The organism is Turicibacter sp. H121, from assembly GCF_001543345.1.
Lineage (GTDB): Bacteria > Bacillota_I > Bacilli_A > MOL361 > Turicibacteraceae > Turicibacter > Turicibacter bilis.
Genome location: NZ_CP013476.1, coordinates 1190367 through 1216339, shown reverse-complemented (window position 1 = coordinate 1216339; position 25973 = coordinate 1190367). Strand labels below are relative to the sequence as shown.

Annotated in this window: 29 protein-coding genes; 11 read left to right on the top strand and 18 right to left on the bottom strand. The window is 34.2% G+C overall.

Annotated elements, in window-relative coordinates:
• The first annotated feature begins 215 nt into the window (after positions 1-215).
• Positions 216-962, top strand: a complete 747-nt coding sequence (locus AT726_RS05915) for a M15 family metallopeptidase (protein ID WP_068759228.1) — start codon at positions 216-218, stop codon at positions 960-962.
• A 132-nt stretch (positions 963-1094) separates the two neighbouring features.
• Here the strand turns inward: AT726_RS05915 and pnuC are convergent, their stop codons facing one another.
• The 4 genes from pnuC to AT726_RS13370 are packed head-to-tail and all read right to left on the bottom strand — an operon-like array spanning position 1095 to position 3670.
• Positions 1095-1784: a nicotinamide riboside transporter PnuC gene (gene pnuC, locus AT726_RS05910; RefSeq protein ID WP_068759227.1), complete on the bottom strand. Its 690-nt coding sequence runs from the start codon at positions 1782-1784 to the stop codon at positions 1095-1097.
• A complete protein-coding gene (locus tag AT726_RS05905; protein WP_068759226.1) occupies positions 1772-2677 on the bottom strand; it encodes a PfkB family carbohydrate kinase in 906 nt (301 codons plus the stop codon). Before AT726_RS05905 ends, pnuC begins: the two co-directional genes overlap by 13 nt.
• Positions 2674-3537, bottom strand: a complete 864-nt coding sequence (locus AT726_RS05900) for an ADP-ribosylglycohydrolase family protein (protein ID WP_250636725.1) — start codon at positions 3535-3537, stop codon at positions 2674-2676. The genes AT726_RS05905 and AT726_RS05900 overlap by 4 nt, the downstream gene beginning before the upstream one ends.
• Positions 3488-3670, bottom strand: a complete 183-nt coding sequence (locus tag AT726_RS13370) for an ADP-ribosylglycohydrolase family protein (RefSeq protein WP_250636724.1) — start codon at positions 3668-3670, stop codon at positions 3488-3490. Before AT726_RS13370 ends, AT726_RS05900 begins: the two co-directional genes overlap by 50 nt.
• Positions 3671-3920: 250 nt before the next feature.
• On the opposite strand from AT726_RS13370, the gene AT726_RS05895 reads away from it, so the two are divergent.
• The gene (locus AT726_RS05895) at positions 3921-5615 is read left to right on the top strand and encodes a M3 family oligoendopeptidase (RefSeq protein ID WP_068759225.1); all 1695 of its coding nucleotides are present in this window, start codon (positions 3921-3923) and stop codon (positions 5613-5615) included.
• A gap of 79 nt (positions 5616-5694) precedes the next feature.
• On the opposite strand, the gene AT726_RS05890 is transcribed toward AT726_RS05895, so the two are convergent.
• On the bottom strand, positions 5695-6516 hold the full coding sequence (locus AT726_RS05890; RefSeq protein WP_068759224.1) for a metallophosphoesterase: 822 nt from the start codon (positions 6514-6516) through the stop codon (positions 5695-5697).
• Positions 6517-6677: 161 nt separating this feature from the next.
• Between AT726_RS05890 and AT726_RS05885 the strand changes: the two genes are divergently transcribed.
• From AT726_RS05885 to AT726_RS05875, 3 genes are all read left to right on the top strand, one after another.
• Positions 6678-7505 carry an undecaprenyl-diphosphate phosphatase gene (locus AT726_RS05885; protein WP_068759223.1) on the top strand — a complete coding sequence of 276 codons (828 nt, stop codon included), beginning with the start codon at positions 6678-6680 and terminating at the stop codon, positions 7503-7505.
• Between the two features lie 206 nt (positions 7506-7711).
• Positions 7712-8164: a VanZ family protein gene (locus AT726_RS05880; protein ID WP_068759222.1), complete on the top strand. Its 453-nt coding sequence runs from the start codon at positions 7712-7714 to the stop codon at positions 8162-8164.
• A 108-nt stretch (positions 8165-8272) separates the two neighbouring features.
• Entirely contained in the window at positions 8273-9481 is a 1209-nt protein-coding gene (locus tag AT726_RS05875; protein ID WP_082704886.1) for a DNA sulfur modification protein DndB, read from the top strand.
• 174 nt (positions 9482-9655) lie between these two features.
• Here AT726_RS05875 and AT726_RS05870 read toward each other — a convergent pair whose 3' ends face one another.
• Positions 9656-10951: an ISL3 family transposase gene (locus tag AT726_RS05870; protein ID WP_068758944.1), complete on the bottom strand. Its 1296-nt coding sequence runs from the start codon at positions 10949-10951 to the stop codon at positions 9656-9658.
• 230 nt (positions 10952-11181) lie between these two features.
• The gene (locus tag AT726_RS05865) at positions 11182-12339 is read right to left on the bottom strand and encodes an iron-containing alcohol dehydrogenase (protein ID WP_068759221.1); all 1158 of its coding nucleotides are present in this window, start codon (positions 12337-12339) and stop codon (positions 11182-11184) included.
• Positions 12340-12585: 246 nt separating this feature from the next.
• Here AT726_RS05865 and AT726_RS05860 point away from each other — a divergent pair, with 246 nt between their 5' ends.
• The gene (locus tag AT726_RS05860; protein WP_055277623.1) at positions 12586-12867 is read left to right on the top strand and encodes a hypothetical protein; all 282 of its coding nucleotides are present in this window, start codon (positions 12586-12588) and stop codon (positions 12865-12867) included.
• 39 nt (positions 12868-12906) lie between these two features.
• On the opposite strand, the gene AT726_RS05855 is transcribed toward AT726_RS05860, so the two are convergent.
• The 6 genes from AT726_RS05855 to AT726_RS05840 form a co-directional block, all read right to left on the bottom strand.
• Positions 12907-13704 carry an ABC transporter permease gene (locus tag AT726_RS05855; protein WP_068759220.1) on the bottom strand — a complete coding sequence of 266 codons (798 nt, stop codon included), beginning with the start codon at positions 13702-13704 and terminating at the stop codon, positions 12907-12909.
• A complete protein-coding gene (locus tag AT726_RS13590; RefSeq protein ID WP_443079960.1) occupies positions 13701-14201 on the bottom strand; it encodes an AAA family ATPase in 501 nt (166 codons plus the stop codon). The genes AT726_RS05855 and AT726_RS13590 overlap by 4 nt, the downstream gene beginning before the upstream one ends.
• A complete protein-coding gene (locus AT726_RS13585; RefSeq protein WP_443079959.1) occupies positions 14186-14593 on the bottom strand; it encodes an ATP-binding cassette domain-containing protein in 408 nt (135 codons plus the stop codon). The genes AT726_RS13590 and AT726_RS13585 overlap by 16 nt, the downstream gene beginning before the upstream one ends.
• A 438-nt stretch (positions 14594-15031) precedes the next feature.
• Positions 15032-15142, bottom strand: a complete 111-nt coding sequence (locus AT726_RS13580; protein ID WP_082411258.1) for a hypothetical protein — start codon at positions 15140-15142, stop codon at positions 15032-15034.
• A gap of 154 nt (positions 15143-15296) precedes the next feature.
• Positions 15297-15677, bottom strand: coding sequence for a hypothetical protein (locus tag AT726_RS05845; protein WP_055244589.1), 381 nt, complete (start codon positions 15675-15677; stop codon positions 15297-15299).
• Positions 15678-15938: 261 nt separating this feature from the next.
• Positions 15939-16664, bottom strand: coding sequence for a YebC/PmpR family DNA-binding transcriptional regulator (locus tag AT726_RS05840; protein WP_055277606.1), 726 nt, complete (start codon positions 16662-16664; stop codon positions 15939-15941).
• A gap of 374 nt (positions 16665-17038) precedes the next feature.
• On the opposite strand from AT726_RS05840, the gene AT726_RS05835 reads away from it, so the two are divergent.
• Positions 17039-17251 carry a zinc ribbon domain-containing protein gene (locus tag AT726_RS05835; protein WP_055304493.1) on the top strand — a complete coding sequence of 71 codons (213 nt, stop codon included), beginning with the start codon at positions 17039-17041 and terminating at the stop codon, positions 17249-17251.
• Between the two features lie 158 nt (positions 17252-17409).
• Here AT726_RS05835 and AT726_RS05830 read toward each other — a convergent pair whose 3' ends face one another.
• Positions 17410-17595, bottom strand: coding sequence for a (2Fe-2S)-binding protein (locus tag AT726_RS05830; protein WP_055244583.1), 186 nt, complete (start codon positions 17593-17595; stop codon positions 17410-17412).
• Positions 17596-17896: 301 nt separating this feature from the next.
• Here AT726_RS05830 and AT726_RS05825 point away from each other — a divergent pair, with 301 nt between their 5' ends.
• From AT726_RS05825 to AT726_RS05820, 3 genes are read left to right on the top strand one after another with little or no spacing between them, the layout of a single operon-like run.
• Positions 17897-18211 carry a YbjQ family protein gene (locus tag AT726_RS05825; protein WP_055277604.1) on the top strand — a complete coding sequence of 105 codons (315 nt, stop codon included), beginning with the start codon at positions 17897-17899 and terminating at the stop codon, positions 18209-18211.
• A 1-nt stretch (position 18212) separates the two neighbouring features.
• On the top strand, positions 18213-18371 hold the full coding sequence (locus AT726_RS12825; RefSeq protein WP_156344101.1) for a hypothetical protein: 159 nt from the start codon (positions 18213-18215) through the stop codon (positions 18369-18371).
• A gap of 47 nt (positions 18372-18418) precedes the next feature.
• Positions 18419-19345, top strand: coding sequence for a CPBP family intramembrane glutamic endopeptidase (locus AT726_RS05820; protein WP_055277602.1), 927 nt, complete (start codon positions 18419-18421; stop codon positions 19343-19345).
• 42 nt (positions 19346-19387) lie between these two features.
• Here AT726_RS05820 and AT726_RS05815 read toward each other — a convergent pair whose 3' ends face one another.
• The 4 genes from AT726_RS05815 to AT726_RS05800 all read right to left on the bottom strand — a co-directional run bounded on the left by AT726_RS05815 (position 19388) and on the right by AT726_RS05800 (position 23763).
• Complete coding sequence (locus AT726_RS05815; protein WP_068759219.1) at positions 19388-20413, bottom strand: stalk domain-containing protein; 1026 nt, start codon at positions 20411-20413, stop codon at positions 19388-19390.
• A gap of 14 nt (positions 20414-20427) precedes the next feature.
• Entirely contained in the window at positions 20428-21129 is a 702-nt protein-coding gene (locus tag AT726_RS05810) for a hypothetical protein (protein ID WP_068759218.1), read from the bottom strand.
• 273 nt (positions 21130-21402) lie between these two features.
• Positions 21403-21837, bottom strand: a complete 435-nt coding sequence (locus tag AT726_RS05805; protein WP_055244574.1) for a GNAT family N-acetyltransferase — start codon at positions 21835-21837, stop codon at positions 21403-21405.
• 342 nt (positions 21838-22179) lie between these two features.
• Positions 22180-23763 (bottom strand): ABC-F family ATP-binding cassette domain-containing protein, encoded by a 1584-nt coding sequence (locus AT726_RS05800; RefSeq protein WP_055244572.1) that lies wholly within the window; start codon positions 23761-23763, stop codon positions 22180-22182.
• A 546-nt stretch (positions 23764-24309) separates the two neighbouring features.
• Here AT726_RS05800 and AT726_RS05795 point away from each other — a divergent pair.
• Positions 24310-25923 (top strand): DEAD/DEAH box helicase, encoded by a 1614-nt coding sequence (locus tag AT726_RS05795; protein WP_055244570.1) that lies wholly within the window; start codon positions 24310-24312, stop codon positions 25921-25923.
• The last annotated feature ends 50 nt before the right edge of the window (positions 25924-25973 follow it).

Below are 25973 nucleotides of genomic sequence, written 5' to 3'. Positions count from 1 at the left end.
TTCAAATGTAGTCGAACTACAGGAGGGAAAAGTATATTCCTGATGGATCCAATTCCATTACCTATATGATGGAATGTCCGAGGGTATCTGAGACAAAAAGAGATCAACCAACAGAAGTATTTAGGGAAAGAAAAATCAATGAATGATTCAGTTTTCAAAGAGCAATACCTGCCCTCAATGAAGGGCTTAAACTTATTATACGAGGAGGATGCTAGATGAGTAGAATAAAGATTTTAATGATGGTAGTGAGTGGTTTATTCATGATGATTGGAATCATAACGATGATTTCAGCGGGAGCAGAAGCTGTCTCATTAAATGATGATAGTGTACCTGCCTTTTATCAGGATATTATACAAGTCGAAAATCCTGATAGTTTAAGTGTTTTAGTAAACAAAAATTATAGTTTGCCAGAAGATTATGAACCAGATGATTTAGTCTTTTTAGAAGTTCCTCTCTATAATAATGATAAGAATAACGAAGCGAATTATTTAAGAAAAGAGGCCGCTGATGCTTTAAAAGAATTATTCACAGCTGCCAAAAAAGAAGGTTATGAATTAATCGCTAGAAGTGGTTATCGCTCTTATGCGACACAAGCTTCTTTATATGGACGATATGTGGAACAAGATGGGGTTGAAGCAGCTGATACATATAGTGCACGACCAGGGCATAGTGAACATCAGACAGGGTTAACTATTGATATTACATCAGATGGTGTTCACGGTGGTTTAACTGAATCATTTGGAGAAACAGAAGAAGGGAAGTGGGTTGCTGAAAATGCGTATCGCTTTGGTTTCATTGTAAGATATCCACAAGATCGAACACAGGAAACAGGTTATCAATATGAGCCATGGCATCTTCGTTATGTAGGGGTACAAGCTGCTACCGAGATTTATCAGGATCAATTAATTTTAGAAGATTATGTTTTAAGTGTGATGAATCGAACGAGCTTTTTATGGGATTAAATTAAAAGACTGTCAGGATGAATGACAGTCTTTTCTAAATATAAAAGTTTAAATGAATTTATATAGGATACTAATTTAAAAGGGTAAGATATATTTCTATTTTTATATCGAATGAATCAGATAAGTGGATGACTAATTGACCGTACTTAATTTTAGCCAGTTTCTAAATCCATAAATTCCATTGATTAGATAAGCTGAGAACATAATAATCATTGTGACGCTACCTTCCGGTGTTCCGAGTAATAGCGACCACATCGTAATCGAGAACACATTGATAATCATCCATAAAATCCATTGTTCCATAAAACGACCAATCTGCAGTAAGAAGGCAACAATCGAAAGAACGGTTGTAATTGAGTCAATTAATTGAAGATTTCCTCCAAGTGCAACAAGAACACGCCAGTAAGCTGTAATAGCGATTAATAATCCAATAATTAATAAGATGATTTGTTTAGCTGTTAAACGACGTGCAATAACTGTTCCTTCATCATCTTTTTGTTTACGCCACATATAAAAACCAACGATATTCATTGGTAAATAGTAAAATCCATTTAACATGACTTCACCAAATAGTCGATTTTGATAAGCAATAATCGCATAAAGTCCAACGTTAACACAGGCAAATGCATAGGTTGAAATTTTACCTTTGGCACAAAGAACAACTGAAATAATACCTGTTACTCCACTAATCAGTGCCATAGGTGAATCTCCCCAAACGATACTTAACGTTAACATGGTTAAGGTGGAAATGATTAACCATGAAATTTCGAATAATGTCCAATCGCTAAAATAGTTTTTTGTTTTCATCACTAATGTTGACATAAAAGAAAGTCCCCCTTATTAAAATTTTCTTTTTCTAATTTACTGCTTTCTAAACTCACAACTTTTGCTGCTACTTTATTAGCAACTTCACAACACGTTAAAGTGTCATATCCAAGTGCACGCATTGCTAAGATTGCTCCTAAATGACTATCCCCTGCTCTGATGGTATTTACAACAGTTGCTGGTACCGATGGAATGAAGTTAGCCATTTCATGATAATGAAGAACGCCCTTTTCCCCTAGTGTAATAAAGACTTCATTTTGTGTTCGTTCAACTAAAGATTGAGCTGCTTCTAATAATTCAGTTGTTTGAGTAAATGATAAAGCTTCTGATTGATTAAGATGTAAAATAGGTTTTAAATTTAAAAGTTTATTCATTGTCTCCTCTTCAATAAAGGTAATGCGTGGACCTGGAGCAAAGTAAATGTTTGGAATGGATTGTTCACTTAACCACTGACTAATGATTTCTCCACTTTTTCCTTCCATGTCATAACCTGATAAATAAACCGCATCATAATTAGAGGCATCTAATTGAGATAGCCATTCTAATTTATAGTCTTTCTCAATACCTGGAACGGTGATAAAAGTCCGCTCTCCCCCATCTTCTACTAAACAAAGACAATAACCGTTATCAGCACGGTCATCTTGAATATGAAGCTGATAGCCTTCATGAATAAGTTCTTGTTTAATCATGGTTGCATATGAACCTTCGCCAATCGGAACGACAAGATCATGATTCACATTAAAGTGTTTTAAAATAGTTGCAACATTATATGCACATCCCCCAATATTGACGGCTTGTTTTTCACAGTAAATATCATCTCCTGTTTGAGGTAAATGTTTAATATTGAGTATGACATCAACAATGGCGTTACCCAAAACTAATATTTTCATGTCAAAGTCCCCCTTGCCTCGTTTAAGTGGTTCGCATATCTTATAAAATTAACTGAATTGGATTGATTAATTTCTACAATGAGTTCGGAACGAATGGAAGAATAACCTTCATATGCTCCACGAATGGCACAAGCCATCGCTCCAATTGTATCGGTATCGCCCCCTAAATTAGCACAAAGTAAGCTACAATGTTCGACATCTTTAGCATAATAAGCAATAGACAAGGCGGCAGGAACAGATTCACTCATTAAAACACCACATCCAATGGTTTGATAGATAGACTCTAGAAAGTTTTCATCATCTCCTGCATGTTGTTTAGCTAATTCAATGCCTAAACGGGTACGCGTACTTAATGAAGGGTTAATGGTTTCGAATCCTAATTCTCTTGCAGGTGCCTCTGTTGGATAGACAAATTCTAAGATTTGATCAAAAGTGTCATAAGCCATAGCTCCACTGACAGCAGCGGCAATCATACAAGCACCAGCAAGGGTCACATCGCTACTATGAGTGACTTTAGAAATTTGACTAACGAATTTAATTAATTCAGCTTTTTGTTTAGGGTGAAATAAACACCCAATTGGTGCAATACGCATCGCTGACCCGTTTGTTTGTGCTTGGTTCGTAATTTTTGTGACATCATCGCCTGCTTGAATACCGAGTAAAGCTGCTTTAGAACTTGGACCTAAGATATTTTTTTCAAAAGCTTTTTCCTCTTTAGCCCAATTTAATAACCGTTCAACAAAATCATCAGGCTCGAAGTGGAAGTTTTTTGCGATAAGTGAATCTAGTACGAGAAGAGCTTGGGCCGTATCATCCGTAAACTGCCCTTTTTTTATATTGGTAAGCGACCTCGTTTTCACTAGGTCCATCTAGGAAAGTATGGATATTACCAAAAAAAATTTTAACTTTTTGACGACTCCAGAGTTCAGATGGCATTCCCATGGCATCTCCGATTGCCATTCCATACAGTGTCCCAAGAATTTGATTGATCATATGAATCTCCCCTTAAGTTTACAGGTGACAAGACACCTAATGGTTAAGATTTTAGAACAAATGATGGAAATAGTCAATGCAAAGTGTCCAATTAAAAAAACATTTGGTAAAAACATACAAAACTTAAGAGGATATAGTATAATAGCGGTAATACCTTAATTATCTAAGATGTGGGGAAACAAATTAGAATGAGTTATTTTAGATAGTGCAAATTATAAGGTAAATGGAATCTATGTTAGGAGTGAGATAAATGAAATTTTCTGAGTTTAAATACGAACGACCAAACTTTGATCAATATAAAGCGACCATGACGTCATTAATTGATCAATTTAAGGTGGCATCAAGTGCCTCAGAACAACTCAACATCGTGACTGAAATTAATGAGACACGCAATCATATTGAGACGATGGCTACATTAGCATCAATTCGTCACAGCATTGATACACGTGATGAATTTTATGATGCGGAGCAAAATTATTGGGATGAATATGGACCGCTTTATGAAGAAATTAATTCATTATTTTATGATGCCGTCGTTTCATCACCTTATCGAAATGAATTAGAAGAAAAGTTAAGTAAACAATTCTTTACCATTTTAGATTATCGTTTAAAAGCTTTTTCTCCTGAAATTATTGCAGATTTACAAGAGGAAAATAAATTATCGAGCCAATATACGAAATTATTAGCGTCAGCTAAAATTCCATTTGATGGTGAAGAACGTACCCTACCTGGAATGGGGAAATATTTATTAAGTGAAGATCGTAATGTTCGTGAAGCTGCTTCAAAAGCTAAATATGCCTTCTTCGAGGAGCATGAAGCAGAAATTGATGAGATTTATGATCAATTAGTTAAAGTTCGTACACGTATCGCAAAAAAATTAGGATTCAATAATTTCGTTGAACTAGGATATGTTCGTATGACACGTAGTGATTATAATCCTGAAATGGTTGAAAACTTCCGTAAGCAAGTTTTAGATTATATTGTGCCAGTGGCAACCTCATTATATAATCGCCAAGAGGCACGTTTAGGATATGGAACCCTCCGTTATTTCGATGAAAAATTCGAATTTAAAACAGGAAATGCCACACCTAAAGGAGAACCAGAATGGATTTTAGAAAATGGTGTGAAAATGTATCATGAATTGTCGCCACAAACAAAAGAATTCTTTGATTTTATGGTGGACAGTGAGTTATTAGATTTAGTGAATAAACCAGGGAAAGCAGGTGGTGGATATTGTACTTATATCCCAGAATATAAAGCGCCATTTATTTTCTCAAACTTTAATGGAACAGCAGGAGATATTGACGTTCTAACGCATGAAGCGGGACATGCTTTCCAAGTTTACTCGTCACGTTGGATTGAGACACCTGAATTAAACTTCCCAACTTATGAAAGCTGTGAAATTCACTCAATGAGTATGGAGTTTTTCACTTGGCCTTGGATGAACTTATTCTTTAAAGAAGATACTGAAAAATATAAATTTACTCATTTAGGATCAGCGATTAAATTTATTCCTTATGGAATTGTTGTCGATGCGTTCCAACATTTTGTTTACTATAACCCAGATGCAACGCCAGCCCAACGTAAATCGGCTTGGCGTGAACTTGAAAAACAATACTTACCACACAAAAACTATGAAGGATGTGACTTCTTAGAGCGCGGTGGTTGGTGGTTCCAACAATCGCACATTTTTGGTAGTCCATTCTACTACATTGATTACACATTAGCGCAAATCTGTGCGTTACAGTTCTGGAAACGTATGCATGATAATCGCGAGGAAGCATGGAATGACTACGTACGTTTATGTGAAGTTGGAGGAACAAAATCATTCTTAGGATTAGTTGAGTATGCCAATTTAAAATCTCCATTTGAAGATGGATGCGTTAGCTCTATCATCACAGATATTAAAGCGTGGTTAGACGCTGTGGAAGATCAACAGTTATAATATTTAAATCGTTCCATCTATTTTGTAGGACATCCATATAGCACATCACTACCTTACCGAGCCAAAAAAGCGGGTGCATTTATGCACCCGCTTTTAATGTGATTTCAATTAAATGTGGACGATTAAAGAGCTGTTGGGGAATAATGCTGTTTCCAAGGCCTCGGCTAATAATCATCGTTGTTTGATTTTTTGTATGAGTTCCCTCTGAAAACTCAGGGAAGAGTCCTTGATTTGGGGCAACTAGTCCTCCGATGAAAGGAAGTCTAAATTGTCCACCATGAGCATGTCCAGATAAGACAAGATCAATGTTTGATTTAACGTAAATTTCAAATGCTTCAGGACGATGGGACAATAAAAGTTTAAATTTATCTGACTCACTCTCTTGTAATGCAACACGTAAATTGTTATCCACAGATGAACCAAAATCAGGATCATCAATTCCGATTAATTCAATCGACTGTCCATTAATTTCTAATGTTTCTTGTTTATTCTGTAAGACGTGGACCCCTACTTGAGTCAGAAGATTTTCTAATGCTTCAAAATGGTTTCCCCATGCTTCATGATTTCCCGTCACAAAATAAACGGGATAATCACTTAGCTGTTCGATTAAGCTAAAACTTGCTTCATCATCATAAGATGAATCGAAAAGGTCCCCCGTAATAGCGATTAAATCTGGTTTAAAGGTATTAATTTTTTTAAGTAAATCATTCTGATTTTTTCCAAAGTATTGTCCATGTAAATCAGATAGATGCATGATTTTAAATCCATCAAAATTTTTTGGAAGTCGTGTCGATTGTACGGTGATTTGCTCTAGACTAATCCATTTATTTTGTGAATACAAGAAAATACTTAGTATCATGAAACTAATGAGTGTGATAAGAAATATTTTTAATTTTTTCATTCGTTATTCCCCCCTTTTTTAATGATTATAACGGATATTACGATGAAATTTTATGCAATTTTAGTATTTTCTTAACAAGTAATCCGTAGTATCATAAAGAGGTTATAGAAATCAATGCTTATTGGGGATTGATTAAAGATTAGAATTTAGGAGGGTTAGTTGTGGATTTTATTGAGATTTTAAAGGTAATCTTCTTAGGAATTGTTGAGGGGATTACGGAGTGGCTACCTGTAAGTAGTACAGGACATATGATTTTAGTCGATGAGTTTATTAAATTAAATATGACGCCTGAGTTTATGGAAATGTTCTTCGTTGTCATTCAGCTTGGAGCGATTATGGCGGTTGTTTGTTTATTTTGGGATAAGTTATTCCCATTTGAGTTTAAAGGTGGATTTAAAGTTAAAAACGATACGATGAATTTATGGTTCAAGATTGTTGTCGCTTGTTTACCAGCTGCTGTTATTGGTTTATTATTTGATGATTGGTTAGACGAGCATTTTTATAATTATCAAACAGTTGCGTTAATGTTAATTATTTATGGGGTTCTATTTATTATTATTGAAAATTATAATAAAGGGCGCCGTTCAGTGATTAATGATTTATCGCAAATTACGTATAAGTTTGCTTTAATGGTTGGAGTATTTCAGTTATTAGCGTTAATTCCGGGAACATCTCGTTCAGGAGCGACAATTATTGGAGCTATTTTAATTGGTGCCTCACGTTATGTGGCTTCAGAGTTCACGTTCTTCTTAGCGATTCCCGTGATGTTGGGAGCAAGTTTATTAAAAATATTAAAGTTTGGATTTGTTTTTACATCGGCAGAAGCTATCATATTAGGAACAGGAACGTTAGTGGCATTCTTCGTTTCAATCTTAGCGATTAAGTTCTTAATGGGATACATTAAGAAACATGACTTTAAAGTATTCGGTTGGTATCGCATTGTATTAGGAATTATCGTTCTTGCGTATTTCTGGTTCATGGCTGCTTAATTTCATTATTTAAATCATAGGCTTTATGCCTATGATTTTTTTGTTAAAAACAATAATTTTGAGGTAATCCATTTAAAAAAATAAATTGTGGATAACTTTTTACGAAGATCAAATTGAAATTTTAAGAAAATCTTCATAAGTTCTTACGTTTTCCTTAAAAACTTATTGCTAAACTAGCAGTAAAGTGTAAGAAGGAGGATAGGATAATGGAGATTTTTGATTATTTAGTCACAGGCTCATTGTTAATGATCATGGCAGGAATTTTTTATTTACCTGTTTATTTTATTTTGAGAAAAAAGAAGATTCCTATTTTAAAACAATTAAGTTGGGTGTTGCTCGGGGGTGTTATTTTTGTTATTTTAGTGGCGACGATTTTACTTGATGTGATTGCAGGTGGTCTTACTTTTAATCCACCGATTCATCATTTGAATTTGGTTCCTTTTAGTTGGCTCTTTGAAACATGGGAGATGGGACCACTAAAAATGATATCTCAAGTCATTGGGAATATTTTGATGTTTATTCCATTAGGATGCTTATTACCTATTGTATTTAAACGATTTACGTCATTTAAAAAGACATTCCAATTTATTGTTTTATTCTCATTTTTTATTTATAGTGAAGCTAAATTTATATTATTTCTCCAAATCATTACGTATTGAATAGCGCGTATTAAATTATATATCTATTTATTTACGTCTTAATATTGACGTGATAATCTTTTTATTTTAATATATAGAATGTTAAGAATAATAGAAAGAGTGATATAAATGTTACAAAATGAAATTAAGGTACATGTAATGGAAAGCAGACAAGTTGGGTTTGCTACTCCATCAATTATGGTACCTGCGATTGCTTATTATAGTGGAGGGAGAATATGGTATGCCATGACTATTCCTTTTAGCCAATTAAGAGGAGGATTAATCAAGACCTCTACTATTAAGAAAAAAGGACAAGAAATAATTAAATCAGAAATTAAGAATCGTTTTTTAGATAAAGCGCATAAGGATGATATTAAAAAATATATGGAGGAAGAGAAAAGATATACAATCCCCCCTGTAACCCTAGTATCATTGGAACGTTTACCATTTGAACCTATTTTATTTGGTGGAACAGGAAATGAGATTAATTCAATTGAAGAATTATATGAGACTTTAAAAGTGGTAGGCTCAATGGGAGGCGTTATACAATTACCTCTTGACTATCAATTTGAATGTTTAGATGGAAACCATCGAAGTGTTGCAATTCGTGAGTTAGCAGAAGAAAATCCAGAAATAACACAAGGAAGTAATTTATTATTAAATATTGTTTGTGAGGATGATATTCTTAAAATTAGACAAGATTTTGTTGATGTAAATAAAAATGTTAAGCAAACAACTCCGTCTATTAATACTTTATTTAATACAAGAGATCCATTACCACATTTAGTGTCAGTTACATTAAATCAATTTAAATATCTAGAGACAATCACTGATTTATTAAATACGAGTGTTTCTAAAAATAGTTATGATTTATATACATTAAATAATCTTAAAAATGCATTGATTGAGTTATGTGGTTTTGACTCTCAAGTAGGAAAAAGCGCTGAAGCTAAAGCTAATAAATATTTATCCGATGAAATTAATAAGCATAATGTTAAAGTAAAAGCAGATTTATTTTTTACGTATTTGCAACGAAATTATTTTATTAAACAATGCTTAGAAAATAAATCGTTAGTAATGATGAATCGCTCAAGTTCTATTATTACTACAGGAATTGGATTATCTATTATGTCTTATTTAGCAAATTGTATTTTTGATCTATATCAAGATTCTAACTTACGTGAGGATCAATTAATTAAATTGATGAATTACGATTGGAGTAGGAATAATCCTATATTCTTAAAATCAGGAATTGTTACAAATAGCTATTCTATTGTAAATAGTAGAACCACAATTTCACAAACGAAACAGCTATTAAAAGAGGATCTTGGAATATAGATTATAAGTATAGGAAAGTATTATTAGCCGAATATATTGTTACTTTAATAAGATTAACGTACTTAAACCAGAAAAAATCCCTATGCCCGAAGGTCATAGGGATTTTTTCTGGCTCTTTGTCAACTGGTGTGGGTGAAGAAATATTATACCTGTAATCGTGAGGGATTAAGCTGCTCATTGAGCAGTTTGATTCCTTTTATTTTTTTGTTCAAAGGTGTACTTATGGATAATCAAAATTCTAGCTTTGAAATGATAGAAACTACGGTATCCAAAGGCCATGCGTTTAATCACTTTAATCTTGTTATTAATCCCTTCAAGCACTCCATTGGTATAAGATGTTTCAATCGTATTTTTGATATAATCTTGGTAGTTAGTTAATGTTTTTAAAGCTGTTTTCATTTCAGGTGAAAGTAAGTCAGAGGGGTTTTGAATGGCATGATGAAAAGCATCAAAGTTGCGAAGTTTGATGGCCTGTTTGATGGTTTGATAGAAGTCATAAGTGGCTTTTAATTCCGGATCTAAAGCGAGTAAAAAGTCGATGATTTCTTGTTGAGAAATCTGCTTTTTGAAACAGTTAGAATAGAAGTAGTGGGTAGAATGGATATCCTCTTGGGCTTTTAATAAAAGGCGCCAATAATGTTTGAATTTATTGTAGAATTCTTTGTTTTGGTTCATGAAGCGAATACGAGTTTTATTGAGGGCACGAGATAAAAGTTGAACGACGTGGAACTTATCTAAAACAATTTTAGCGTTGGGAAACACCTCTTTAATGAGTGTCATATACGGAGCATACATATCAATAACAACGTGAGTTACACCTTCACGGGCCTCCTTAGAAAATCGCATGAAATAAGGTTTTAAAGTGCTTAGACGACGGTCTTCAACGATATCAATTAACTTCCCATTAGAAGCATCACAAAAAATGAATGACATAGCCCCTTCCGCTGATTTGACCGACTTAAACTCATCAAAACAAAGCACCTTTGGAAGAGAGTTAAAATGAAGGGATTGTTCCTCGTACGATGTATGAATGATCCGATTGACCGTTGAATGGGATACGTTGAGTTCACGGGCAATATCTGACTCGGATTTTTTATGGCTAGCCTCTAGGAAAATGGCTTGTTTAAGGGGATTAGAAAGGTAACAATTAGATTCCACAAGAGAGGTTTTAAGCGTAAAGGTACGATCACAATGACGGCATTTATAGCGTTGCTTTTTTAAATCGAGATAGGTATCAAAGCCAGAGAGTTTCATCATCTTAATACGAGAGGTTTTGAAGCCGTGTTTAATGATTTGTGAGTCAAAGAGATGACCACAGTTGTAACAATGGGTCGGTTGAAAAGAGAGGATACCAGAAATCACCTTAGAGCGGATCCCGTTAATCTGAACATCTTTCATCCAATTTTCTGAAAAAGTAATATTTTTATCTTTTAAATCGAGTAAAGTTAAGATACAATTATTGTGAGACATAAACCCAATCCTTTCGTGTTTTTTTTGGTCAATTACATGGTATAGAATTTGGGACGTGATGTCTCTTTTTTTATACTTATTTTTTATTCCAAATAAAAGAAGTGTGGGAATCACCCACACCAAATATTATAGAACCTTTTTTCTTTATAGTGAAGCTAATTTGAGGAGAGTCCCATCTGGACTCATCTTATAGTATTTGATAGTTTTGATTTTTTATACTATTTTAATCATTAAAGAGCCCCTTCTAAGATTTTGCGACTAATTTCTAGTGTGATTTCTCCTCTTTCTCCTAATGCCGTCATATGGTGGGATTCAAGTGCTGCGAGAATTGAGTCGATTTGATCCGCGCCAATTCCATAGTCACTCAATCTTGTTTTGATTCCTAAGCTTTCGAAGAATTGACGAGTTGTTTCAATGATTTGGTCAATACGGTTCTCTTCGCTACCAGTCGTAATATTTAGGACACGTTCACCATATTGTAAAAGTTTTTCTCGTTTTGTCTCACGCATGATATTCCATAAAGATGGCATAATGATTGCTAATGTTTTGGCATGATCGATTCCGAAAAGGGCTGTTAATTCATGACCAATTCGATGAGTTGCCCAGTCCTGAGGAACGCCAGCTCCAATTAAACCGTTTAATCCCATTGTTGCACACCAAACAAGATTAGCGCGTAAATCATAATCTGTTGGGTTATCGATTGTAGCACGTCCGATTTCAATTAAAGTTTGTAAAATTCCTTCAGACGTACGATCTTGGAAACGTCCTTCCGCTGGATATGTCATGTATTGTTCCATCACATGAACAAATGTATCGACGACTCCATTTGCGACTTGTGTTTCTGGTAAAGTAAATGTTAAGCTTGGGTCTACTAATGAGAATTTAGGGAAGACTAAATCATTTCCAAATCCTAATTTTCCAATCGGTGAACTAACAACGCCTCCGCGATTCATCTCAGAACCTGTTGCAGCTAATGTTAAGACTGCCGCTAATGGTAAAGCTTGTTTTAAGTTAGCTGTGATGCTTCGATCACGTAATAAATCAAGTCCATCTCCCTCATAGTAACTTGCTAAGGCGATGAATTTTGTTCCATCGATGACTGATCCACCACCGACTGCTAATAAGAAATCAATCTTTTCTGCACGTACCACATCCACAGCCTTCATTAATGTTTCGTAACGAGGGTTAGCTTCAATTCCACCGAATTCTAAAATCTCACGATTAGGTAAAGCTGCTAAAACACGATCAAGTGTTCCAAATTTTTTAACACTTCCACCTCCATATAAGACAAGGATTTTAGCATCCTGTGGCACTAACTGATCTAACTCATTAAATCGATCACGGCCAAAAATAATTTTTGTTGGATTATAAAAATTAAACTGATTCATGTGATATCCCCCCTATTGCTTTTGAGCTTATTATAAGCACTCTAGTATGCTATAAGCAAGCTAAAGGCTTTGATTAGTTGAATTCTTGCTTTAAATTTGTGTCACATGGAATCAGAAACTTAGGATCAGGTGTTAAAATCAATCCCATATGATTAAAAAAGTCGATATTTGAAAGAAAAATGACACATTAAAAAGAAGAATCTATCCAAACTAAGAGTAATTGTAATATTAGGAAGGGTTGATACGATGGCAACACATAATATGTATGTGCAAATTATTTTTGATGAAAAAACGAAGAAATTTAATTGTTATGCTGATTTAGGAGAAGTTTTAACGACCTTAAATGATGGAGATGTTTTTACCATTAGTCAACAAGATACAACGAATGTCTTAGGAACGATTAAATACTCAGAAGATTGTAAGCCTTATGGATATTATTTTGTTTCGAATGATGGTCAGCTAACCATTGAATTAAATGATGGAATGTATGGATTTATTGAACGTCAACGAGAGGATGAAAATGATTGATGAAAAAAGGTCTCACCGATTGGTGAGACCTTTTAAATTTTAAAGAGGTAAATCGCGCTTAGTAAAGAGATAGGCACCAAGTGAATAAAGGAGAGTAGCGATTAGCAGTAGAATCCCAGCTTGGAAAAGACCATTCGTTTCATGGCTAGCAATCTCTTGGGCTGGGAATAAGGTTAATAAAGTGACATATTTAAGTGAGTCGAGTTTATCACTAATGTTTGAGAGTATTTGAATGAGAATAAAAAGAATTGGGATTCCAGCCCCGATTAGATAAGAGTTTTTCATTTCATTACTAATACAAGAACCAAAGAAACAGATACCACTTATCGCTAAATGAAGACAATATAATCCAATATTCATGTAAATCAGACGAGAAACATCTAAATCACCTGGGAACATCAAGTGAGAAACAATGATTTGAGCAAGCGTCATCAAGCAAATTAAAGCAGCTAAAGTTATCCACAGAACCGAAATTTGTGTCATAATAATGGTTTTTCGACTCACGGGTGTGGATAATAAGTAGGCCATTGATCCGCGATCGACGTAGCGGGCAACCAACTTATTCGCAACAATGATTTCAAAAATGAGTGGGAAGACGAGATAAATAAAGCCGTATAAATAAGATGATAAAAATTCAATAAGCGTTGAACCGGGACTCGTCATCCCAAAAGCACTCATCAGTTCAGGCATTGTTTGAGAAAATTGTTCTAGAATCGACCCAAGATTAGGGTCAAATAAACTAGTAACTACACTGGTATACATTAAAAGGACAGCAAAAATAATAATAAACACTTTATAGTTTGATTTGATTTCACGCTTAAATAACGCTAAATTCATGACTCATCCCCTCCGTAAAAATGTAAGAATAATTCTTCAAGTGTTGGTTTGGTTATATCTAAATCGATAATATCATAGCGACTTAAGGTAGCTAATAAATAGTTTAGATTATTTCGGGGTACAACTTTGATGACGTTTGATTCTACTTGTTTACATTCAAAGCCCTCATCCATAAATTGTTCCACTAGTTCTTGTGTGGCAAATGTGATTTGATAAGTTTTATGTTTAGAAGCCTTTAACGTTTGAAGTTCTTCAATTGAAATGAGACGTCCATCTTTAATCATCGCTGTTCGGTCACAGGTGCGTTCAATTTCTTCAAAAATATGAGAGGACATAAAAATCGTTTTTCCACGTTGCTTTTCTTCTAACACTAATTCAATAAAACGATTTTGCATCAGTGGATCTAACCCGCTGCTTGGCTCATCTAAAATTAACAGTTCAGGGTCATGCATAAAGGCACAAATAATCCCGATTTTTTGCTTCATTCCTTTAGACATTTTTTTATTTTCCCCTGTGGATTGAGCTCGAAGCGCTCCATTAATTCATACGCTTTGGTTAAATCAGTCATTCCTTTCATTTTTGCCATAAATTTAATAAATTCAAGGCCTGTCATATCATCCATGAAGGCTATTTCACCTGGAAGATAGCCAAGTGCTTGTTGAATACGGGCATGATCTCTTAAACAATCAAGTCCATTGATTTGGCAACTTCCTTGATCGGCTTGAATAAACCCCATTAAATGTCGAATCGTTGTAGATTTACCTGCTCCATTAGGGCCTAAAAATCCAAACACTTCGCCTTTCTTAACTGATAATGAGACATCAAAAATTCCGCGATTATTACCATAATCTTTCGTTAATTGTCTAATTTCGATGACATTTGTAGTCATAAAATTTCCCCCTGATAAATTCCTTATTTTTCAATATATCAGTATTATAGGAGGATTAGTCCTATCGGTCAACTATCTGCTGATAAAGAATACTAAAGATTAAAAAAGAAGGGATGTCCCTTTTTTTATGAGGTTGCAAATTTGACAATGGCTTTAGAAACTTTATCTTTTTCTTCAAAAAATGCAGCGTGTCCACTTTCAGTGAGCGAGATGAGTTTTGAATTTTGATATTGGATAGGTCATTAAATAATTGTTCATCGCGTAAAGCCATTAAAGATTTAGCAGTAGACCATCCCGCTGCTCTCAGACATAAATTAGTGAATCAGACAACTGTTTCACAGGTTGTGTATTGATAGAAGAAAAGATTACGAACTAATTGAATAAATTTAGGTCGGTTGTTCAAGTGTTGAGCAATGAATTCTTCGTATAGTCATAATTCTACTCGGTAGTTTTAATCCAAGCTAGAATAGCAGCGCCTAAAAGAACAAGTTTTGAAACACTATGAGCATTATATTTTAAAACATAGTACGTCGCAATGGCTCCTCCCATAGAATGCCCCACTATCCCGCTGCCTTGATAGGTAAAACATATCAGTCTTTTTTATTTTCTACTTGAGAGGTAGAATACTTATCTGTTTATAATAGAAATTAAAAAAACAGCTTCTAATTAGAAGCTGTTTTAGAACATTATTTAAAATAAGTGATTAAGCTTGTAGACGTTCATTCACTAATTGTTGAATGATTTGTTTTAATTCATTGCTTGATTCGATATTTTCTAGTTGAGATTGAAGCTCGCCTTCTTCATCATCAAAATGATTCATTTCATTATAAGTTTCAGCAATTTCTCTAACCTTATTAATATCTTCATTATGCTTAGTCGCTAACTCTTTTAATTCTTTATCTAATGACTTGATATCTTCAATACATTTGAATGATAAAACCATATCAATTGGCATAATTCCATTACTTTTAGTTCCATCTGGGTATTTCATAGTGACACTGATTTCTTCTAAATGCCCATCAACCATAAAGCTATATAAGTCTGTAAAGCTTTTGAACTTCTTATGTTTCGTTTTAATTTCCATTTGGTAAACTTCCTTTCAGTAGAGAAAATAATAAATAGCGTAAATACGTACTTTATTGTTATTATCATCCTTCATCTGATGAGATATGAGGAGATTTTTCTATCCTCTTAATTTTAAAATAAAAATACCACGTACTACGTACGTGGTACAGAGAAGACTAGAGTAGGAAAAAGTGCCCCAATCTAGCTTCGAGTTACCTGCAACTTTTTAGAATATCTAATTCGTTAGAATTTAGATATTGTTATCCTTTAGGGCAACCTTTTATTCTTCTTCTGGTAATTCTACGTTGTGGTGTACTTGTTGTACATCGTCTAAGTCTTCTAAAACGTCTAATAATTTTAAGAATTTAGCTAATGCGTCACCTTCTAATTCTACTGTTGATGTTGGTAACATTGTTAACTCAGCAACTTCGAATTCAGTGATTCCCATTTCATTTAATGCTGTTTGTACGGCATGGAATTGATCTTGATCAGCGTATACTGTGATTTCTCCATCTTCTTCTTCAACGTCACGAACGTCTACGTCTGCTTCCATTAATCCTTCTAAAATTTCATCAGCAGAGTTTCCATTGAATCCGAATAATGCAGTTGCTTCGAACATGAAGGCTACGGCACCACTTACACCGATTTTCCCACCATTTTTATTGAAAGCTGAACGAACTTCAGCAACTGTACGGTTTACGTTGTCTGTTAATGTATCAACAATAACGGCAGAACCATTTGGTCCATATCCTTCATAACGGATGAAATCGTAGTTCTCATCTGAACCACCTTTTGCTTTATTGATTGCGCGGTCAATGATTTCACGGTTAACCCCTGCAACTTTAGCACGGTCAATAACAGAAGCTAAGTTACGGTTTAAGGCTGGATCTGGATCACCATTTTTAGCTGCCATGTAAATTTCTTTTCCGAAACGAGCTAAAACTTTTGAACGAGCGGCATCTTTTGCAGCTTTACCGTATTTAATGTTATTCCACTTACGACCCATTGGGTATCACTCCTAATTGTAATTTTTATTAAATGACGATTGTCAGAATACTAACTATACATTTATTTATTATACTCCTCTCACTCCTATCTTTTCAAGTTTTATCCGAATTATGGACTTCTCATCCCTGAAAAATGCAATATTAGACATAAATTAACATCTTAGTGAATTAAAATATGATAATCTGAAGTTAGACTTTATAGATACGTCTATGAAAGAAAACTATTCTTTTATAAAAGTTTTTATCTAGATTAATATAAATTGTTCTGTGTATCTAAAAGAAATAATCATCATATTCAAGTTCTTTTTTTTCATATAATGTATAACTAATATTGATAATGAGTAGATTATTTTTTACTAAATGAGGTGAGGTTATGAAGATTGAAAAGTATGTTTGTCCCAAATGTGAAAATAACAGTTATGAAGTAGATGAATTTTGTGCCACAGGTAGTGGACTTTCTAAATTGTTTGATGTACAAAATCGCAGATTTACGACTATTACTTGTACGAAATGTAAGTATACAGAAATGTATAAAGGAACAACAAGTGATTTAGAAAATATCTTCGATTTCTTAATTGGAGGATAATAGGAAATAAAGATATGAAGTTTATTACTTATAGGTGATATGCTTGAATAGTTTGTATTCCCTGAGCTAGTTAAAGTGAGTAATTATCTAGGCTATTTAACATTTTTTAATATGAGAAAGAGGAGGTCTAAATTTAGACCTCCTCTAATCTTATACGATTAAGCTTTTTCTGCTAATAAAGCATCAATTGTTTCTTGTAGACGTTTAACGCATCCTTTACAAGCCGTTCCTGCTTTTGTTTCTGATTGAATTTCTTGTAATGTTGTTGAACCTGATTCAATTTCTTTTTTAATATCTCCAACTGTTACATTGAAGCAGTAGCAAATTTTTTGATTTAAATCCATTATACTTCCTCCTTTTTTCTTTATGTTTCCATTTTATCTGAAGTCATGGTTTCAAACAAGCTGATTGCTTTTTAAGGTTGGATATAAAAATATAATAGAAGTTTTTTTATCTAATCAGGAGCAATGACTTAATAAGGTGATGGATTTCGTGATTTAGTTATCCACAGGTTCTATTAAAATCAAAGGAAGCTTGATTGAGAATAACTATCCATTTTGAATTCTAGAAGGGATGGATTTTTATTAGACATAAGTAGAATAAATTCGTCATATACTTTAACAGATAGCGGAGGGAGGAATCAAAATGTTGATTGTGACAACAGATTCAATTCCAGGGAAAGAGATTGTTGAAGTTAAGGGACTAGTCAAAGGAAGTACGGTACGTTCTAAGCATATTGGAAAGGACATCAGTGCTTCACTTAAAACAATTGTTGGTGGAGAACTCAACGGCTATAATGAGATGCTCATAGAAGCTCGTCAAATTGCATTTGGACGAATGGCAGATGAGGCACAAAGCATGGGAGCAAATGCGATTGTAGGGGTTCGATTAATGTCATCTGCTGTGATGGCTGGAGCAGCAGAGATGGTGGCCTATGGAACAGCTGTGGTGGTGAAATAAGATGACAGCGATATGGGTAAACATGATTATTGGTGGGATATTACTTTTTTATCTGAGTGGAATTCTAGTTGTAATTGGCTTACTCATCGCAAAGGTTACAGAACGACAACGAGAACGAAAAACTGAAAAAGAAAAATTCAAAGATTATAAGGACTATTAAATGAAAACTAGAGAAGCTCTCTAGTTTTTATTTTGGAGGGAAGGGAGATGAATTTGAAATTGGAATTACAACCTAAAGAAGTATTTAGTCGAATCGGATTTTCATTGGCGATTAGTTTTCTAGTAGTAAATGGGATTCAACTGGCTATAATCGCGATTTTAAAAACCATGGATTCTCCTTGTTTGCAATCACAATGGCTCACTTGGATATTAATAGTGATTAGTTTTTACTTAATTGGATTTCCTTTATTTTGTTGGATGGTTAAAGATTTACCTAGTGTTTCAATGGACGGTGTACAGAAACTAAAACTTTTTAATCTCATTGAATATGGATGTATAGCTTACACATTGGCGTACGTCTTTAATTTATTCACCCTATTATTAATGGCAGCCATTGAATCTTTAAAAGGAAATTTCATTACAAATGTTGGAGAAAATCTCGTTGTTGGGACGTCTTCAATCGGATTATTTATTTGTGGCGTCATTTTATCCCCTATTATTGAAGAAATCCTATTTAGGAAAATTCTAATCGATAAAATCAAATTATATGGTGATAAAGTGGCTATTTTAGTTTCAGCAGTTACCTTTGGAGTGTATCACGGAAATTTATCTCAAGTTTTTTATGCCACAGCTTTAGGAGCTATTTTTGCCTATGTCACATTAAAAACTAATCGAGTTCAGTATGCTATCATTTTACATATCTTTATTAATGGGATGAGCGCCGTTATTATGCCAGCTATATTAGGTGATGGTACAGAAGTGATACGAATTGCGTTAGCCATAGGAGTCGTTTTTACGATTCTTGTTGTAGGAATTGTTGGGTTAATTAAACTGATGAAAAAAATCAATCTGAATTCAGGAACCTATTATATTCATCGCCATCGATTAGTTCAAACCATTTTTGGTAATGGAGGGATGATTGGTTACCTCGTCATTAGCTTTGTCGTAATTATTCTGACTATTATAACAACATAAAAAGGCAAAACGGAATTTCCATTTTGCCTTTTTATAATTTAGTTAATCACGAGTATCGTCTGATTGGGGGTCTGAATTTGATAATGATAAATCATCATTTGAGTGTTCCCAGTCTGCTTCGTCCTCTTCTTTAGAATTATCTGGTTGGTTTATCGCAGGGAGCGGAGGTAAGTTTTCTTCTTCGTCAACCGGAGGTTGTGGATCTTCAGAATCGCCTTTATCATCCTCTACAGGAGGAACTGGTTTATCTTCAGGTTTATCTTCAGGTTTTGATTCAGGTTTTGATTCAGGTTTTGATTCAGGTTTTGATTCAGGTTTTGATTCAGGTTTATCTTCAGGTTTTGATTCAGGTTTTGATTCAGGTTTTGATTCAGGTTTTGATTCAGGTTTTGATTCAGGTTTTGATTCAGGTTTTGATTCAGGTTTTGATTCAGGTTTTGATTCAGGTTTTGATTCAGGTTTTGATTCAGGTTGAATAGGAGTTTGAGTAGGTTCATCACTCGGTTGCTTATCTTCTGTTTGTATAGGAGGGGTTGGTTTTTGTTCGATTTGATTAGGTTTTGATGTATTTAATGGTTTCGGTATTTCTTGCTCATCTTCAGGATTGACTTCTCGGATAAGTTCTTCTTCGTCAGATTCCTCTTCTTCAACAACGGTTTCTTTGACTTGAACGGTAAAGGCATGGTCTGTATAAGTTGCATCCAATACTCGCTCGATATATTGAATAGGAACATAAATTTCATCATCAATGAGCTGAGGTGTTACCCATTTAATCGTCATTAAATTTGTTTCTTTGTCAATTTCTATGAATAAAGCCTCATTTTCGCCATTCACCTCGCTATATCCGTAGTTAAGATTTAGTTTAATTTCTTGACCTTGAATTCTGTATGTATAAGTATCTGTTTCTTCATCTAAAGTCACACTTCCTTCTAAAGTAGCCATGATGTCATCTAATGATGCAAAATCTTCATGAATATCGACAGGAATATTAATTGGCTTTAATGTTTCTTGGTTACTTGTTAAGAAAGCTGGTAAAAGCGAAAATAAAAAAATGATTGGATATTTCATAACTGAGTTCCCCCTTAACCGATTAAACGTGTTTTATAAATTAAATAATTTGGCTGCTCAGATAAATAGTAATAAGTTTCTGTATCACTAATTTCTGATTGAATCGTGGCCGAAGCTTTTTCGGTATTTTTAAAATTGTAACGAATCATTTCATCGGCTAACTCATTTAATAGTGATGTCACTTCTTCTGGTGATAATGTTTTCGGTAAGATGGCACTGAAAGTGAGTTCATTTTTAGATAGCTGTGAATCTTTAATCTCCCATTCAGTTGAGAATAATAAATCGTTAGTTAAATTCGCTGTATGGAGTGGCTCGTATTGATAAATGTAAGAACCATTTGTTTCAATGGTATAGCGATATGCTTGATCGGTGAAATCAACTGAATCTTTTGTCGTTTTTGTTGTTTTTTGTTGATAAACGTTCATGTTTAACTTCACGGCATTTGTTTGATCATATTGTTCAAGTTCTTTTAATAATTTATTGGCTAATAAAATATTATCAGCATACGAGAGCTCAGCTTGAATATCAACCTCATAGGTTTTTTCTTTTTTATGACGACGAACATCTAAGACTTCATAAGATGTGTCGATTAATTGTTCGAGTTTTAGTTCTTTATTTTTAGCTGATGAAATACCATAAATGATGGTAACCACTATTAATAGAGTCAATAAACTACCTAAAATAATAATTGGCTTCTTTGAAATATTACACTGCATAAAACTCCTCCATTTTCATCATTTTAAAAATTCCCCAAAATAAGTGATTCAGTAATCATTTCAGATGAAAAAAAAGGAAAATACAATGAAGATAACAAAATAAGGAAACAACTTCATCGCTGTTTCCCTATTTTATTGAAGTTTATTAATTCATTCAGCCGTGATGAGATGATGTTTTAAATGCTAAGTTAGTCAAATAGTACTTTATAGTAGGATAGGAAGATGAATTTAATGAAGAGACAGATTGTTAAATAAGATTAGAAATGAAGATAATTAGTAATTTAGTACCATCACATGTTCTTGACCAAAAATTTGTCCATTAAATTCGAATCCTACTTGTTTATAGAGATGGATTGCAGATTCACTTTCAATATGAACACCTAAAAAGATTTGGTGACGAGTTTTATCATTTTTGATGAGTTCAATCACTTGGTGGAGAGCTTCAGTACCAAATCCTTGATTTTGATAGTGTTGATCAATCATCAGGCGATAAATCCAATATTCATCATCGTCAGTATCCAGGCAATACATGACGAATCCTACCATCACATCCTCATGATAGATGGCTAGTGGGATACATTCTGGTTGTATTTTAGACTGGGCAATTGAAATAGCATTTGAAGTGACAAAGCTTTGTTGTTCGGGATGGACCGCTAAATCTATGCAGTCCCAGAAATTATCTTTTGAAATAGGTCTTAGTGTAATCATTTTTGCTCCCCCTTATAAACGATTATCCTTGGTATATTCATTATAATCAGGAGCGTAGGCATTTATACGGCATCGCAAAACTAGTGATAAACTTTGAGTATTTGACTCTATCTGTCATCAAAATGATGAAAAAATAAAAAACCACGTACAAAAATGTACGTGGTTAAGTATATAAAAGCTTAGAAATGAGCGTCATGCCCGAATCTAGCTTCGAGGCGCAACTGCTCTATAAAGTCTCCTACCGAACGATAGGCAATATCACCCCATCAGTGGTGGAAACCTAACTTTTAGTTAGAATGGGGGCTCCACTTTTACGCCGAGTTAAGCGCATCTCTCAGCTTTTTATGCTAAAGCTAAATATTCATCGTATGTTGTTTGTTTGTCAACGATTGAACCGTCTTCTTTGATGTCGATAATACGGTTAGCAATTGTTTGGATGAATTGGTGGTCATGTGATGCGAATAAGACGTTGCTTGTGAAGTCTTTTAATCCGTTATTAAGTGCTGTGATTGACTCAAGGTCTAAGTGGTTAGTTGGTTGATCAAGCATTAAAACGTTGGCATTTGCTAACATCATGCGTGATAACATACAACGTACTTTTTCTCCCCCTGATAAAACTGAAGCTTTTTTAAGGGCTTCTTCACCAGAGAATAACATGCGTCCTAAGAATCCACGAACGTAGCTTTCTGTTTGGTCATCAGAATATTGACGTAACCAGTCAACTAGTGATAATTCAGAACCGTTAAAGAATTCTGAGTTATCTTTTGGGAAGTAAGCAGTTTTGATTGTAACACCGAACTTGAATGTTCCACTATCTGCTTCCATTTCTCCATTTAAGATTTTGAATAAGGTTGTAACAGCAATTTCGTCTCCGATGAATGCAATTTTATCGTCTTTACGAACCATGAAGCTAACGTTATCTAACACTTTAACTCCATCCACTGTTTTTGTTAACCCTTCAACCATTAAGATATCATTTCCAACTTCACGTTCAGGTTTGAATCCAACGTATGGATAGCGACGACTTGATGGCTCTAAGTCTTCTAATTTGATTTTATCTAATAATTTTTTACGAGATGTCGCTTGTTTAGATTTAGAGGCATTAGCCGAGAAACGAGCGATGAAATCTTGTAATTCTTTAATTTGTTCTTCTTTTTTCTTGTTAGCTTCTTTAGCCATACGGTTTAATAATTGACTTGATTCGTACCAGAAGTCGTAGTTACCAACGAATAATTTGATTTTTCCAAAGTCAACATCACAGATGTGTGTACACACTTTGTTTAAGAAGTGACGGTCATGGGATACAACGATAACTGTCCCTTCAAAGTTGATTAAGAACTCTTCTAACCAGTTGATTGATTGGATATCTAAGTGGTTGGTAGGCTCATCAAGAACTAAAATATCAGGATTTCCGAATAAAGCTTGAGCTAATAAAACTTTAACCTTTTCGGCCCCTGTTAAATCTTTCATTAATTTATCGTGTAATTCAGTTGGGATTCCTAATCCTTGTAATAAAGCAGCTGCATCAGATTCTGCTTCCCATCCGTTTAATTCAGCGAATTCACCTTCAAGTTCAGCTGCACGAATTCCATCTTCCTCATTGAAGTCAGGCTTCATGTATAATGCATTTTTCTCTTCAGTGATTTGGAATAAACGTTCATTTCCGCGGATAACAGTTTCTAAAACTGGTAATTCATCATATTGATAATGATCCTGTTTTAAAACTGACATACGTAAATCTTTTGGATAACTTACGTGTCCTGTATTAGGTTCAATTTCACCTGCTAAGATTTTTAAAAAAGTAGATTTTCCAGCTCCATTTGCTCCGATAACACCGTAGCAGTTTCCAGGAGTGAATTTTAAGTTAACTTCTTCGAATAACTTTTTATCACCATATCGTAAACCGACATTAGAGACTGTAAGCATGTAACAACACCTCCGTGTAATTTATCTTGAAACATTATATCATATTTTTCATCTTTATTACATGAATGATTAGCCATGCCCATTCATTAACAGCAGTTGAGATGATCACTTGAATCTAAATGGGAAAAAATAACTCATTTTTCTTTTTTATCAATGAAAATTAAGAGATAAATTCGTTCATAATAAAGTTGATAAAAATGTTTAAATTGGGACACAGAAATAACGTAGGGGCTCGAACCAGACAATAAGAATTAATGGTTGGCTAAAAGTTAACAAATCATCCGTTAAGACGAGCAGAACTGGATGCTAATAAAGCTAATTTGGCTTGAATTAGAGCACATCCATCTATAGAATTCACATTGGGTATACATTTGTGTAGACTTAAATAGAATAGGCGTAGCGGAAGCGATAACATCATCTGACTCGTATTGCAAATGAAAAAAAATTATTGTATAATAAGTGGACACTTCGTAAAAACATACACTATCGTAAGTGATCGTTGGTTCATTTACGTTTTTTTGTGTTTAAATAGAAAGGAAGCAAAGAATGACTGAAATTACATTTAAAGATCTTGCTTTATCGCCTGCAATTTTAAAGGCAATTGAAGAAATTGGTTACGTTAAACCATCACCAATCCAAGCAGAGGCAATCCCAGTTGTATTATCTGGAAAAGATATTATCGGACAAGCACAAACAGGAACAGGAAAAACTGCTGCATTCATGTTACCAATCCTTGAGAAAATCGATCCTAAGAATCGCAACGTTCAAGCATTAGTATTATGTCCAACTCGTGAATTAGCTGTCCAAGTTCATGAAGAATCTAAAAAGTTCGCTCGCAATATGCGTGACGTGCACATTTTATCAATCTATGGAGGACAATCATACGATCCTCAAATCCGCGCGCTTAAAAAAGGTGTTCAAATCGTTGTTGGTACGCCAGGGCGTGTTATGGACCACATGCGCCGTGGAACTTTAAAATTAGAAAACTTAAAAATGTTAGTTTTAGATGAAGCTGATGAAATGTTAAACATGGGATTCAAAGATGATATCGAAGAAATCTTAGAAAAAACTCCTGAATCTCGTCAAACAGTTATGTTCTCAGCGACAATGGCACGTGAAATCATGAACATCGCTAAAACTTATCAAAAATCTCCTGAAATCGTTAAAGTTGTTTCAGAAGAATTATCAAACAAAAAAATCGATCAATACTTCGTTGAAGTAAAACGTCAAGACCGCGTTCATGCAATGATCCGTTGCATCGATATGATGGGATTAACTTCATCAATCGTGTTCACAAACACTAAACGTGAAGTTGATGAATTAGTTTCTAAATTACAAGAAGAGGGATACGTAACTGAAGGGTTACACGGAGATTTAAAACAAGCTCAACGTGACCGCGTTATGAATAGCTTCCGTCGTAAAAATGTTAATATCTTAGTAGCAACTGATATCGCGGCTCGTGGAATCGACGTAAGCAACGTTGAAGCAGTATTCAACTACGATATTCCTTTAAATGAAGAAAACTATGTACACCGTATCGGACGTACAGGTCGTGCCGGTATGACTGGATTATCAATTACATTCGTATTCGGAAAAGATATGTTCCGTATCCGTCGTATTGAAGACTATACAAAAACAAAAATGTCTAAAATGCCTATCCCAACAGTTGAGCAAATCCAAGAAAAACGTTCAAGTAACGTTATTGAAGATGTGATTGCTAACTTAGAAGGACAAGACTTTACAAAAGAAAACGAATTAATTGCTGCAATCTTAGAAAAAGGATACAGCTTAGAACAAGTTGCTGCAGGATTATTACGTATGAACATTGGTCAAAGTACGAAAGAGTACGCACATATCGAAGAAGTGACATCAAACAATAAATCTAAAGGTATGCGTAAAAACGAAGTTCGTTTATTCGTAAACGTTGGATCTAAACAAAAAGTTAAAGCAAAAGACTTCGTTGGAATGTTAACGAAAAAATCAGATATCCCAGCTCGTGCAATCGGAGATATCGATGTTTATAAAAAATTCTCATTCATTAATGTAGATAAGGCACATGCAAATGCAATTATCCGTAAATTAAACTCTAAATTAATTAACGGTAAACCAGTTCGTGCTGAAAAAACTGCACCAGGTGCAACAGCTCCAAAAGGTAGATAATTGTAAGAATAATGTGTAAAAAAAGCCTTCATAACGTGTTATGGAGGCTT